At 61.8% G+C, this 13,077-nt stretch carries 13 protein-coding genes; 9 read left to right on the plus strand and 4 right to left on the minus strand.

Annotated features, from left to right (window positions below; translation table 11 throughout):
- Positions 1–86 precede the first annotated feature (86 nt).
- The 3 genes from ABD059_RS04920 to ABD059_RS04930 all read left to right on the plus strand — a co-directional run bounded on the left by ABD059_RS04920 (position 87) and on the right by ABD059_RS04930 (position 2,837).
- Entirely contained in the window at positions 87–554 is a 468-nt protein-coding gene (locus ABD059_RS04920; RefSeq protein WP_343878357.1) for an MFS transporter, read from the plus strand.
- Positions 555–827: 273 nt separating this feature from the next.
- On the plus strand, positions 828–2,339 hold the full coding sequence (locus ABD059_RS04925; RefSeq protein WP_343878206.1) for an S-layer homology domain-containing protein: 1,512 nt from the start codon (positions 828–830) through the stop codon (positions 2,337–2,339).
- A gap of 63 nt (positions 2,340–2,402) precedes the next feature.
- Positions 2,403–2,837 (plus strand): DoxX family protein, encoded by a 435-nt coding sequence (locus ABD059_RS04930; RefSeq protein ID WP_343878207.1) that lies wholly within the window; start codon positions 2,403–2,405, stop codon positions 2,835–2,837.
- Between the two features lie 2 nt (positions 2,838–2,839).
- Here the strand turns inward: ABD059_RS04930 and ABD059_RS04935 are convergent, their stop codons facing one another.
- A complete protein-coding gene (locus ABD059_RS04935) occupies positions 2,840–3,925 on the minus strand; it encodes an Lrp/AsnC family transcriptional regulator (protein ID WP_343878208.1) in 1,086 nt (361 codons plus the stop codon).
- Positions 3,926–4,121: 196 nt separating this feature from the next.
- On the opposite strand from ABD059_RS04935, the gene ABD059_RS04940 reads away from it, so the two are divergent.
- From ABD059_RS04940 to ABD059_RS04965, 6 genes are read left to right on the plus strand one after another with little or no spacing between them, the layout of a single operon-like run.
- A complete protein-coding gene (locus ABD059_RS04940; protein WP_343878209.1) occupies positions 4,122–5,042 on the plus strand; it encodes a polysaccharide deacetylase family protein in 921 nt (306 codons plus the stop codon).
- The gene (locus ABD059_RS04945) at positions 5,039–6,352 is read left to right on the plus strand and encodes an MFS transporter (protein WP_343878210.1); all 1,314 of its coding nucleotides are present in this window, start codon (positions 5,039–5,041) and stop codon (positions 6,350–6,352) included. The genes ABD059_RS04940 and ABD059_RS04945 overlap by 4 nt, the downstream gene beginning before the upstream one ends.
- Positions 6,349–7,149: an SDR family NAD(P)-dependent oxidoreductase gene (locus tag ABD059_RS04950; RefSeq protein ID WP_343878211.1), complete on the plus strand. Its 801-nt coding sequence runs from the start codon at positions 6,349–6,351 to the stop codon at positions 7,147–7,149. The genes ABD059_RS04945 and ABD059_RS04950 overlap by 4 nt, the downstream gene beginning before the upstream one ends.
- Positions 7,142–8,167 carry a ketopantoate reductase family protein gene (locus ABD059_RS04955; RefSeq protein ID WP_343878212.1) on the plus strand — a complete coding sequence of 342 codons (1,026 nt, stop codon included), beginning with the start codon at positions 7,142–7,144 and terminating at the stop codon, positions 8,165–8,167. The genes ABD059_RS04950 and ABD059_RS04955 overlap by 8 nt, the downstream gene beginning before the upstream one ends.
- The gene (locus ABD059_RS04960) at positions 8,164–9,360 is read left to right on the plus strand and encodes a M20 family metallopeptidase (RefSeq protein ID WP_343878213.1); all 1,197 of its coding nucleotides are present in this window, start codon (positions 8,164–8,166) and stop codon (positions 9,358–9,360) included. The genes ABD059_RS04955 and ABD059_RS04960 overlap by 4 nt, the downstream gene beginning before the upstream one ends.
- 23 nt (positions 9,361–9,383) lie before the next feature.
- Positions 9,384–10,442 (plus strand): NADH:flavin oxidoreductase/NADH oxidase, encoded by a 1,059-nt coding sequence (locus tag ABD059_RS04965; RefSeq protein WP_343878214.1) that lies wholly within the window; start codon positions 9,384–9,386, stop codon positions 10,440–10,442.
- Between the two features lie 370 nt (positions 10,443–10,812).
- Here the strand turns inward: ABD059_RS04965 and ABD059_RS04970 are convergent, their stop codons facing one another.
- The 3 genes from ABD059_RS04970 to ABD059_RS17720 form a co-directional block, all read right to left on the minus strand.
- Positions 10,813–11,517 (minus strand): hypothetical protein, encoded by a 705-nt coding sequence (locus ABD059_RS04970; protein WP_343878215.1) that lies wholly within the window; start codon positions 11,515–11,517, stop codon positions 10,813–10,815.
- A gap of 107 nt (positions 11,518–11,624) precedes the next feature.
- Entirely contained in the window at positions 11,625–12,011 is a 387-nt protein-coding gene (locus ABD059_RS04975; protein ID WP_343878216.1) for a hypothetical protein, read from the minus strand.
- Between the two features lie 181 nt (positions 12,012–12,192).
- Entirely contained in the window at positions 12,193–12,849 is a 657-nt protein-coding gene (locus tag ABD059_RS17720; protein ID WP_377959603.1) for a helicase associated domain-containing protein, read from the minus strand.
- Positions 12,850–13,077: the final 228 nt, after the last annotated feature.

Genomic DNA, 13,077 nt, shown 5'->3' on the forward strand with positions numbered 1-13,077 from the left:
AGTTTGAGACAATCAACAACATGGTGCTAGCCGCCTAAGAAACTATCAACCCCACGAGTCAACCAAACCGTGGGCAGTCCCACGCGCTGAGCGTGGCCGCCGTCGTTGAGCTGGTGGCAACCCTCGGTATGGCTTGGCTCGGTGACCGTTTCGGACGGATCCGGGTGGTGGTCTGGGGGCTGATCGGCGTCGCGCTGCTAGCCGCACCGCAGTTTCTGGTTGTGTCCTCTGACTCGGTGTTTCTCATCTTCCTGGTCTTTGCGCTCATGCGATTGCTGATGGCGGCGACCTACGGACCGGTGGCGGCAGTTCTCTCCCAGATGTTCCGTCCCCAGGCGCGCTACACCAGCATCTCCTTGGCCTACCAGGTCTCTGGGGCGATCTTCGGTGGAATCTCGCCGGTTGTTGCCACCCTGGTGTTCCGAGAAACCGGGAGCATTGTTCCGGTGATATTCCTTCTCATCGCCATGTGCGCATTGAGCATCGCTTGTCTCGTGAAAGCCCCTCAGCATATCGACGAGACAACCATCGCATCCGAAAAAGTCATGCAGTAAGAACCTGACACCTACACAACTCGCTGCCCTCTCAATCATCTCGCTGATTGAGAGGGCAGCTCGCGTTGTGGGGGTGTTCACCAAGCGACCTACTTTGACCCTAGCCGTGGCCTTTTGGTGAAGCCCGTTAAGAGCTTGCTCCATACCCGTATGCTTCAACCACGAGCATGAGCCGGGGGACATCATGCGCTGGGGGGTCCAGGCGTTCAAGTTCTTCTACCTGTGTATCGCGTTGTATCAACTTCGTCCGCGTTATCACTCCATGGAGAACAAGTGAAACCAATCAGAGCTGCCCTCATGATGCTTGCGGTGCTGGTCATCAGCGCCGGTACCTTAGTGGCACCCAGCCAAGTCAGCGCCGCGCCGACATTCCGCGACGTCCCGTCCACCAGCCAGTTCCATACCGAAATCTCTTGGCTCGCAGATCAGGAGATCTCCAAGGGCTGGCCGGATGGCACATTCCGTCCCCTGCAGTCGGTAGCGAGGGACGCGATGGCAGCCTTCCTCTACCGGTTGGCCGGAGAGCCGGCCTACAAGGCTCCCACGCAGTCATGGTTCACCGATGTGCGGGTCGGAACCCAGTTCTACAAAGAGATCCACTGGCTCGCGTCCCAGGGAATCACCACCGGCTACCCGGACAGGACCTTCAAGCCGCTCAGCTCAGTCAACAGGGACGCCATGGCAGCGTTCCTCTACCGGTTCTCCGTCAAGCCAGCATTCACTGCGTCGAAGACCAGCGCGTTCCGCGATGTACCCACCGCCAACATGTTCTATAAAGAGATCAGCTGGCTCGCGAACACTGGAATCTCCACCGGCTGGTCGGATGGCCGCTTCCTGCCCCTGCAACCGGTCAAGCGGGACGCGATGGCAGCCTTCATGTATCGGACCAAGACCGAGCTTCCGCTGAACCGTCCGGCCGTTTACGGGTCGACGGCGGTCCAGGTGCTGCAGTCCATCCCCGTCAAGGGGCGCGCTCCCAAGACCGGCTACGACCGCGACAACTTCGGGCCCACCTGGTTCGACACCGACAACAACGGCTGCGACACCCGCAACGACATGCTGAAGCTCCAACTCACCAACATCACCTACACCTCCGGCAACTGTCAGGTCGCCACCGGCGTGCTGAACGACCCCTACACCGGAACACTGATCAACTTTGTGCGGGGAACCGCCACCAGCACAGCGGTGCAGATCGACCATGTTGTTGCGCTGTCCGATGCCTGGCAGAAGGGTGCCCAGCAGCTCAGCGCCGACCAGCGGCTGATGTTCGCCAACGATCCGCTGAACCTGCAGGCCACCGACGGTCCGATCAACGGTCAAAAGGGCGACGGCGACGCGGCCACCTGGCTGCCGCCGAACACCTCCTACCGCTGCACCTACGTTTCGCGGCAGATCTCGGCCAAGGCCATCCACGGCCTGTGGGTGACACAGGCGGAGCGCGACGCCATGGCCGGTGTGCTGAACAACTGTGCCGGGCAGCCTGCCGCAGTTACCCAGCCAGCTCCCGTGGTCATGACCCCGGCGCCGAAACCCACGCCTGCTCCGGCGCCCGCGCCGAAGCCGACGCCCAAACCGACTCCCAAGCCAACGCCGAAACCAACTCCGAAGCCGACGCCCAAGCCAAAGCCGGGTAACCCAGGCGATACGAAGAACTGCGATGACTTCAGCACCTGGCGGGAAGCGCAGAACTGGTACGAGAAGTACTTCCCCTACTACGGAGACGTGGCAAAGCTTGACCGGGATAAAGACGGTATTGTCTGCGAGTCGCTCCCCGGCGCCCCGTAACTTACCTCGGTAGCGCGGCGCCTGGGGATCCCGGTCCTCAGGCGCCGCTGCTAGGCTTCCCACGTGACCGTCCTTCCCGCCCTGTCTCCGTTCCGAACCACCGCCCGCATTGTGCTCGGCGTCTTCCTGCTCTTTGCCGGAACGGCACACCTGTTCTTTGCCCGTGAAGAATTCGCCGCCCAGGTGCCCTCATGGATGCCCCTTGATACCGACTTCGTCGTCGTGGCGTCAGGCATCGTCGAGGTGGTTCTGGGAGCAGCGCTGATTTTCCTCCCACGCTGGCGCGTCCACATCGGCTGGATCGTGGCAGCCTTCTTTGTGGCGGTGTTCCCGGGCAATATCGCCCAGTACGTCGACGGTGTCGACGCCTTCGGTCTGGACACCGACTCCGCCCGCCTCACGAGACTCTTCTTCCAGCCGCTTCTGGTGGCGTGGGCGCTGTGGTCCACCGGCGCCTGGCGCGACCGCAGGACTCTTCGCGGATCCACCCGACAGTAGGCCTACCGGGTCAGAAGACCCTCCACCTGGTCGCCCATCAGCTCTCCGTCGCGGTCCATCCAATACCGGCGCAGGACGTTCAGTCCCACACAGGTGTCGATGGACTGGATGCCGGAGAGCGCACCGATCTCGTCAGTGATGAAATGCGCCAGTTCATCCGGCCCCCTGAAGGTCCCGTGATAAATGATTGACGCCTTTCCGGTCACCATGGACACCATGCGGGCTGATTTTTTGACGCTGAGGTTTTCCAGGGCAGCAGCAATGAACTTGGGTTTCACCTGCAGGGAAATGATGGCATGCAAGGTAAACCCGGCCGCCGCCGGTTCCATTTCGACGCGCGGTGAGATGGAACCGTTGTTGAGGAGTAGTTGGATGGTGCGGTAGGCCGAAGAGCTGCTGATGTTCAATGATCGGGCTACCTCGGCAGCAGTCACCCGCGCGTTCTGACCCAGCTGCAGGAGCGTACCGAACTCAATATCGCTTAGTTCATCGATCGACGTCATGGGCGGCTTATTCACCGGCACCCGGTGCACCTCGAGGGCGGCAACCTGCTCGGGTTTGAGTCGGTCTAGTCGCCAGGAGTGTCCCACTCGTTTCGATTCGAGCACCAACTGACTCTCGATGGACGCGACGCCGGGAATCGAGGGGACACTGCGGCTGAGCAGCTCATTGATGTCCGACCCGTGCAGGGGATAGAGGTCGGCGTAGATATCAGCGCTACCCGAGGTCACCAACAGAAACTGGATCTCCCGAAAGCCCCTCAGCTTCTCGGCAACCTCCAGCGCCTGCCCGGGCTGGCATTTGAACCACAGCTGACGTGGATTCCCAGAGGTCACTAATGGCCACGCGAAACGCCCGATGACTTTCATGAGCCGGTCCTGCTGCAGGCGCTTGAGGCGCCGCGTAATAGTGCTGGCCGGCTCGCCCAGGATGTCGGCGAGGGCGTTGGCAGGAACGCGGGGAGCAATCTGCAGTGCGGCCACGATATCCAGATCCGTTTGATCCATGGGCGGCGGCTCATGCGGGGGGACCGAGGAGGTGTTGCGGTCAGGTGTCGACGCCGTCACTGCCGCTTTTACAGGAGCCATAGCTCGACAATACAGGGCAACCGGCCCATGAGAACTCTCTTTTAAGAAGAAATAATCATGAAACATGTAATTGATGACCGAATTAGCCATTCAGTCTTGCATGAGTGACAGATCTCATCTAACTTGTTCTAGGTGAGAGCTGCACCACACGAATGTGGCTCGGCCCACCACGATTCCATCGAGGAAACGAGCACCTATGAATGACTCCCAACCGTGGAGCTGGCCAGAATCCCAATGGCGCGGACACGTCAACAGCGTCCGTGCAGGGAAGCCACTTGCACATCCAGACCCCGCGCAGCGGTGGCCGGGCGGCGCGAAGGCTGCCGTCCTGCTGTCCTTCGACTCTGACCACGAGACACCCGCCCTGCGCGACGGCGAGACCTCCCCCGGCAAGATGGCCCAGGGAGAATACGGGGCGCGGGTTGCCGTCCCGCGTATCCTCGATCTGTTGAAGCGGCACGAGGCGCCGGCGTCGTTTTACATCCCCGCCGTGTGCGCGCTGCTGCGACCGGACGAGGTACCCGGCTACGTCGCCGCCGGCCACGAGGTGGCAGTCCATGGCTGGATCCACGAACGCAACACGCTCCTGACCTACGAGCAGGAACTGGATTTGCTGGGCCGGGCGGTCGACGTCCTGCAGACCCAATCGGGCAGCCGGCCCACAGGAATCCGCACCCCCTCGTGGGATTTCTCCGACTCCACCCTCCGGGTCATCCAGGAGCTGGGCTTCGAGTACGACTCATCGCTAATGGCCGACAACGAACCCTACGAACTCCTCGCAGACGGGCAGCCGACCGGCGTCGTGGAAATCCCCGTCGAATGGATCCGGGACGATGCCCCGTACCTGATGATGGACCGCTTCGCCTCGTTGCGTCCCTATATGCCGCCGCGCGAGCTGATCCAGATCTGGAAGGACGAGTTCGACGCCGCCTACGCGGTGGGCGGCACGTTCCAGCTCACTATGCACCCCCACATCATTGGCCACCGTTCGCGACTGATCGTTCTCGACGAACTGATGAAGCACATCCGCTCGTTCGACGACGTCTGGGTCACCACTCACGCCGATCTGGCACACCATGTCGCATCCCAACTCGATACCAGGACAGACACCCCATGAGCTCTCAGACCACACATGAAGAGGTCCACCAAACCAAGCTTTCCCCCAGGGGGAAAAAAGCCATCATTGCCGGCGGAATCGGCAACGCCGTCGAATGGGTGGATTGGGCCGTTTACACCACCTTCTCCTCCATCTTCGCCCACCACTTCTTCCCGCCGGGCGATCCGGTAGCGGCGCTGCTCGCCACGCTGGCGATCTTCGCCGTCGGCTTCATCATGCGCCCGGTGGGCGCGGCAGTAATGGGGATCTACGCTGACCGCAACGGGCGTAAGAAGGGCCTGGTCCTCACCATCGGCATGATGGCGGCTGCGACGGCGGTCATCGGCTTTGCGCCGACCTACGAGCAGGTGGGCATCCTGGCTCCGATGATCCTGGTCGCGGCCCGCATGATCCAGGGCTTCTCCGCTGGCGGCGAGTTCGGCTCGTCCTCGGCGTTCCTGGTCGAGTCGGCGGCTCCCCGCCGTCGTGCGTTCGCCGGGTCATGGCAGCAGGTATCCGTGGGTGCGGGTGTGCTCATCGCCTCAGGTATGGGCGCCATCATCACGTCGACTCTTTCACCCGAGGCGCTGGATTCATGGGGCTGGCGGCTTGCCTTCATCCTCGCTGCTCTGCTGGGCGTCGTCGGCCTCTGGCTGCGGTCCTCCGTTGAGGAAACCGACTCCTTCACCAACGCGAAGGCAGCGGCGGAATCCTCCACCGAACAGCGCCGCAACTCGGTCTTCACCATGTTCACCAAGCACCCCAAGGAAACCGCTCGGGTCTTCGGCATCACCATCGCCGGCACCCTGCTCTACTACATGTGGGTCTCCTACATGCCGACCTACGCTGCCGTCGCCACCGGGATTCCACTGAGCCAGGCTCTCACCGCCAACTTCATCGCCGTCGGTGTCTTTTTGGTCCTGCTGCCCTTCGCCGGCATCCTGTCCGACAAGATCGGCCGCAAACCGACCATGACCGCCTTCGCTGCCGGGTTCCTGCTGTTCTCCTGGCCAGCCTTCGCCATGCTGAATGGCAACTTCTGGATGCTGCTCCTCATCGAACTGATCGGCGTCATCCTGCTCCTCGGTTACTCCGCTAACTGTGCTGTCATCATGGCTGAACAGTTCCCACCCGAGGTCCGCGCCACCGGCATCGGCCTGCCCTATGCCCTGGCCGTCGCCATCTTCGGCGGCACCGCGCCGTATATCACCACCTGGATGAACACCAACGGGTACGGCGATCTGGTCTGGCTCTACTGCGCCATCGCTGCGGCCATCGGCGTCGTGGTCTACCTGACGATGCCCGAAACCAAGGGAAAGAAGCTCGATTGAGACGCCACATCATAGTCACCGGTGCGGCCAGTGGAATTGGCCGGCAGATCGCCCTGCGGTTTGCCGGCCTGGGGGAGCGGCTCACCCTCGTTGACATCAGCGCTGAGGCGCTCGCCGACGTGGCCGCCGCCTGCACCCAGGCAGGGTCCGACGACGTCGGCACCATCACCGCCGATCTCCGGCTTGCGGACGGTCCCCAGGCCATGATCGACGAGGCCTGGGGTTCCGATCCCGTGGATGTCCTGGTCAACTCGGCCGGGGTGTACCCGGCGACGCCGTTCCTGGACCTGAACGCTGACACCTGGGACGCCGTCGCCACCCTGAACACCAGGGCTCCGGTCCTCGCGACCGTGGCTCTCGCGAACCGGGTGATCGACGCCGGCCGGACGGCCAACGTCGTCAACATCTCCTCGGGCGCAGCGTTGCGGGCACGCCCCGGCGCCGCCCCGTACTCCACGTCGAAGGCGGCGCTGGAGATGGCCACCCGGGCCTCAGCCCTGGAACTGGGTCCGCTAGGCATCCGCGTTAATGCCGTGGCACCCGGGTTCGTCACCGTGGACAGCACAGCCAACCCCGTCACCGAGGACTACGCGGCGGCGGTCTCCGGCAATCCGCTGGGACGGCGGGGTGAACCGGACGACATTGCCCGGGCCGTCCTCTGGCTGGCCAGCGACGAGGCCGAATGGATCACCGGAGAAGTACTGCGCGTGGACGGCGGATCGTCCGCCGGTGCCATGAACCTTCCGCTGCACTGGCCAGCCCAGGGCACGGATTCCCCGAAAGGACAGCATGACTAACCCTTCCCCCTACACAGTGGTCGGCGCGGGAGCGATCGGTGGCACCCTTGCGGCTCACCTGCATACCCACGGTGTGCCGGTGCAACTGGTCGACGCCGATCCCGAGCATGTCGCAGCGATCCGAGCCAACGGGCTCCAGGTCCGCGGCCCGGAGAGCACGCTCACTGCCAATGTGCCGGTGTACGGCCTCGACGATGCACCGGCGCAGCTGGACCGCGTCCTCCTTGCCGTTAAGGCGCAGGCCACTGATAAGGCAGTCGCGTGGATCGCTCCACGGCTCTCCTCCGACGGTTTCGTTGCCTCGCTGCAAAACGGGCTCAACGAGGCAACCATCGCCTCACACGTCGGCATGGAACGCACGGTAGCGGCGTTCGTCGACCTGTTTGCCGACGTGCTCGAGCCCGGAGTGATCAAAGACGGTGGCAGCGGAGGCATGGCGCTCGGCGAATACACCGGCGGACCCAGTGACCGCACCCGACAGCTCGCCGAGGACCTCCAGCACTGGGGGACACCCGTGGTGACGGACAATGTGGCGGGTTTCCTGTGGTCCAAGCTTGGCTTCGGTGCCATGCTCGTGGCTACGGCACTCGCCGACCGCGACATGAGCGAACTGATCGACGCCCATCGGCCTGCTATGAACGGCCTCGCGGCCGAGGTTTTCGATGTCGCGGCGAAGGAAGGGATTGAGTTGGAGGGCTTCGACGCGTTCGATCCGGAGTGCTACCGGCGGGGCATGGATCCGGCCCGCAATGCTGCGGCGACGGATGCTCTCGTTGCGTGGCTCGCTACCCAGACGAAAACCCGTTCCGGGATCTGGCGCGACATTGCGGTGCGGAAACGCCCGACCGAGGTGCCGACCCAGTATCTGCCGGTCATCGAGCTCGGTAAACAGCATGGCATCGTTACGCCCCTGCTGACCGAACTGGTATCTCTGATTCAGCAACTGGAAACCCAGTCCATCCAGATGACCGAAGAGCACCTGACAGCTCTCGACACGAAGGCGGCAGCCCACGCATGAGCACTCTCGATTCCCTGCCCGGCTGGGTTGCCCAGCACCGCGACACCATGGTCCAGGACCTCTCCGACTACGTCAGCGCCGAAACCCCCTCGGATGACAAGAACCTACTGAATCAGGGCCTGCAATGGATCGAAGGATGGCTGCGCCGCCGGATCGGCGATCCCGCGTCCCGTCGCATGGTCGACGGCGGCGAGCTGGGTGACATAGCGATCCTGGACTATCCGGCCGACGACGACGCCGGCCCCTGGGTCACAGCGTTGTGCCACTACGACACCGTCTGGTCCGCCGGCACCCTGGCCGACTGGCCGGCCACTGTTGACGGCGACAGGTTCACCGGACCCGGTGCCTTCGACATGAAGGGCGGCTTGATCCAGCTGGTCTGGGCTATGAAAGCCGCAGCATCTCTCGGGCTGCCCCGGCCGAACCTGCGGTTGGTCCTTAACGGTGACGAGGAGATCGGCAGCCCTGTTTCCCGTCCCGTCATTGAGGAAGAAGTGGTGCGCGGCGAATCCGTGCTGGTGTTTGAAGCGAGTGCGCACGGGGCGTTGAAGACGGCCCGCAAGGGGGTGGGCATCTTCCAGGTCCAGGTCCGCGGTGAAGAAGCCCACGCCGGTCTTGATCCCGACGCTGGGGTCAGCGCGATCGATGAGATCGCCCGCCTGGTCCTCGAACTGCACGGCGCGGCAGATCTGGAGGCCGGCACCACGCTGAACGTGGGTCTGCTCAAGGGTGGCACCCGTACCAACGTGAAGGCTGGTCTGGCAACCGCCAACCTCGATGTGCGGGTGTCCTCCGATGAGGAAGCCCAGCGCATCAATGGGGTGTTGGCCGGATTGACTCCACACAACGCCAAGGCATCCGTGGAGGTCACCGGCGGATGGAACCGGCCGGTCATGGTGCGGTCCGAAGACACCGCGAGCCTCTTTGGCGAGGCGCTCGCCGTTGCCGGAGAGCTGGGGTTCCCGCTGGAGGAGACCTCGGTGGGCGGCGCCAGCGACGGCAACTTTGCGGCAGCGCTCGGCCTGCCGGTGCTAGATGGTTTGGGCGCGGTGGGCGACGGCGCGCACGCCCGCACCGAGTGGATCAGCATCGATGGGATGCTGGAACGCACCTGCCTCGCAGCCGGACTGCTGGCTGGTCTGTCTGCCGCAGCAAAAGAACCAGTCGCGTTGGCTCAGGGTGGTCGAAGCTGATGGAAACCACCAGCCGAACCGCTGTGAATACTCCGCTTACGCTGCGCGGGGTCACCATCCCCAACCGGGTCTGGATGTCGCCGATGTGTCAGTACTCGGCCAAGGCCGATGGTGTGCCGACCGACTGGCATCTGGTGCACTACGGTTCCCGTGCTGTCGGCGGATGTGGGCTGGTGATGGTGGAGTCGACCGCCATCGGTCCCGATCATCGAACCACCGCCGCGGATCTGGGTCTCTGGAGCGAGGACCAGATGGCAGCGCATAGCCGTCTCGCGGGGATCATTCGAAGTAGCGGCGCCATTCCTGCGGTGCAGCTGCAGTGTGCGGGGCGAAAGAGCTCGCATCAGGTGCCGTGGCAGGGTGGCGGCCAGAACAGCCCGGTGCCACCCGAAGATGGTGGTTGGACCCCGTGGGCTCCTTCGGCAGTCCCATTTGGTGCACTGACGGTGCCGCGGGAGATGACCGTGACGGACATCGATGTGGTCGTGGAAGCTTTCGCGGAATCTGCTCGTCTAGCGGATCGTGCCGGATACGACGTCGTGGAAATCCATGCAGCGCACGGGTATCTGTTGCACCAATTCCTGTCACCACTAGCGAACCAGCGGTCCGACGACTATGGCGGTTCGCTGAAGAACCGGATGCGGCTCGCTCTTCAAGTAGCGAAGGCTGTGCGCGAAGCTTTTCCGGAGGATAAGCCGGTGTTTGTGCGGATGACCGCAACGGACTGGGCAGACGGCGGAATCAGCTTCGAGGAAGCGACAGTCTTTGCATCCGAGTTGGCAAACCTGGGTATCGACCTCCTGGATGTCTCTTCAGGAGCTCTAATCCCGACGGCGCCACCACCCCAGCGCACGGGACTCAATGTTGACTATGCCGTTCAGCTTGCTGCAGCCTCCGGGTTGCCAGTAGCGCCGGTCGGCCAGATCGCTGATGCGGTGGCTGTGGAAGCTGCCCTGGATGGAGGCGTGGAGGCCGTTCTAGTGGGACGGGCCTTGCTTCGGGATCCGTATTTCAAGCTGCGAGTCGATGCTGGCGACCTGAAAGGCCGGTGGCCAAGTCAGTACCATCGGGCCTTGGCCTGATCTGCTTCACGTTGCCGCTCAATACTTAGGCTGTCGATAAATACCTTCCACTTGGTCCTGGTTAGGCGATGAGCTTCAACTGCTGGCTATAACCGAAACCTACGTGCACTGCTGCATCCTGCTTGAGCCTCGGTCGGCGCAGACAACAGGCCGACCGATTCAGTCGTCCGAGGTCTGGGTAGACGAGGTCGACTTGACCTCTTCAGACACTACCTTCACCAACATCAGGTGACAGGACCTGATGTTGATCTGACCGCGGAAGCACGCGGACATGAGCGTACGTAACTGGGTGTTATCGGCGTTTCCATTAGGCCAGAGAAGCTTCAGCCCCGCACCCTGGGGTGTGGGCATTCACCACGATCTTGCACTTTTACAAAGTTTGTCGCTCCAGCTCGCTGAAAAGCGCTTCGGTTAAGTCGCGGAGGGCCTGGTTTACGTAAGGGACGAAGGGTGCGTCGTAGACCCAATCGGCGTCCGTTGGAAAAGGGAACGTGATCAGTTCGGCCCCCTTCGGAATCCCACCAGAATTGCTTTTGTAACCGTAAAAAAGAATGCGCAGTCCGCGCCCGTCCTCGTTGCGAAAGCTGAGCCAGTTCGACACTGCGTCTCCAGCTGGATGATCGAGGTGAGTCCGATAAAGGCGGGCCATTTCGAGCAGCTCACACGCAGCTTTCGCATCCGGGTATTTATCTGCGACTGCGTCCAAGAATTTCTTCATACTTCGAACCTTCAAATCTCCATAGACTGTCTGAAATCTGACGGTTATTGCTGCCAGGGTTGACAGGGTCTTATAGAGGCCCTGGAAGTAGCCTTCGTAGAGATCGAACACTTCGTGCTGATGGTGAGCGGGCGGTATGCTTCGTAGCGTCAGGCTCGTTAAGAATCCGGCAGTGTTTGCAAGTTGCTCGCTCTTTAGGGTCAGTCGCCCCACTGCTTCGACATAGTTGGCGATAGCACGGGTGCGTCCGTAATCCATCCCCGGTAGCGGGTACAAACGGTCGGCCCAGTTATCTATGAATTGCACATTAAGCGGGCGCGGGGGGACGACTACTTTTTCCACCACGGTTGGGTTCATTTCTAGCAAGGAGTTCCTTTCGGCGAAACGAGATGTCATGGATCATATTTCAACTCTGTGCTCATCAAGACCATCACAAGAAGAATTTCTGTTGCATACGGGTAGGCTCAGCCCAGCGCCGGCAGCACGCCCAGATGGTTATATGTGAGAGCGCCAAGCGCGTCGGGCACAGCTACGACAACGCCCGTCGGTGTCTCCTGTCCAGTGATTCGATCTAGCGTCGCTGTGCATAATCGCGATGTTTGCTCTCGACCAATTGCTTTACCTTGGAAGGGATATTTTTCTAGGTACTTCGCTCGCATGTATTCCATGAAGGGGAGCATCCCCGCTTCCTGATCGTTACCGTAGCTGTCTACCGTTGGGCGCCCGAGGAGATCATCTAGGTGAGCTTCCGTCAGTTCTTCGGCAATGACTTCAAGTCGCATCAGCGTGATATTGCTTTGGTCATGGCTCCGGGTGAAATCAGCTTCGGCGAGCCACTTCTCCTTCAGCACTCGGCGGACTGATGATGACTTTAGATGCTTCGGCAACGTGATGTCGTCGAGCCATCGTCCACCTTCAAACAGTCGGTAAAAGCCGGAGGCTGAAAGGCTACGTCGCTTTGCGGTGATGAGATCCTCGACCTCGGTTATAGCCTTGTCATTCAGGTAGCGCGTGATGACGTCATAGGCGAGGCTAGCGAGGAGATGTAGTGCAGCGCGAGATTCCGCTATTCCATTGCCGCGCGGATTCCCAACCGGGTATCTGTTGGTCCAGCAGTTGCCGCCTGCCAGGGTCCAGTGTGCCTTGTCGGTAGAGCCCGCGCTGGGTGACTAGCCAGGTTGCCAGGATGTTTTCGAACCTGTCGACGCCGTAGTGAAAATGTGGCGCATGTCCTTCGCTGCGAATGAAATCAATGACTTCAGTGAGGCGCTTTTCCCACAAGGTACTTTCAGCTTGCAGGCGCGGAGGACCGATCCAGTCTCCGAGCGCTGATCGGAGCAACTGCTGGCGCCCGATATCTAGGGATCCTTTGCGGACTTGTTTGCGCTGGCCGGCGACCCAAACAGCAAGCCTCTGTTCTATAGGGTCTTTGGAGAGTGTGCGTGGCAATCTTCCATGGCGCCGCTGGAAGTTCTTCACACCCTGCAGATGCGCGTCCCACGACGGACGAGGTGCCTTCTTTGGCAATTCAGCTGCTGTTGGGAGCGCGGGACGGTCGTTCAGCACTAGTCGTTTCCCGGCTGATTCTGGCTGCGTTCTCTCAAAGCTCCGGATGACCCTACGCACGCGTTTAGCTGGGACTCGGCATAGCTGAGCGATGTTATCTGGGGTGAGCCCCCGCAGGTACATCAGCCGCCACTCCGCAGCGGATAAGCAGGGACCCCAGTCATTGGGGTCCTCTTCCTCGATGCCAGGTGCAATGGCCACGGCCACAGAATATTGGGGACGACGGAATCCCGCCAGACCTCAGCACAGAATTGCCGAGGGCACTTTTCCCAACTATTTCCTATCCGGATCAGCTGGCGTCACCGAGCCAACCCAGACCCAGCCTTCACGGTGGATCTTGATGCCCGGCTC

Source organism: Arthrobacter flavus (assembly GCF_039526005.1).
In the GTDB taxonomy this organism is placed as follows: domain Bacteria; phylum Actinomycetota; class Actinomycetes; order Actinomycetales; family Micrococcaceae; genus Arthrobacter_D; species Arthrobacter_D flavus.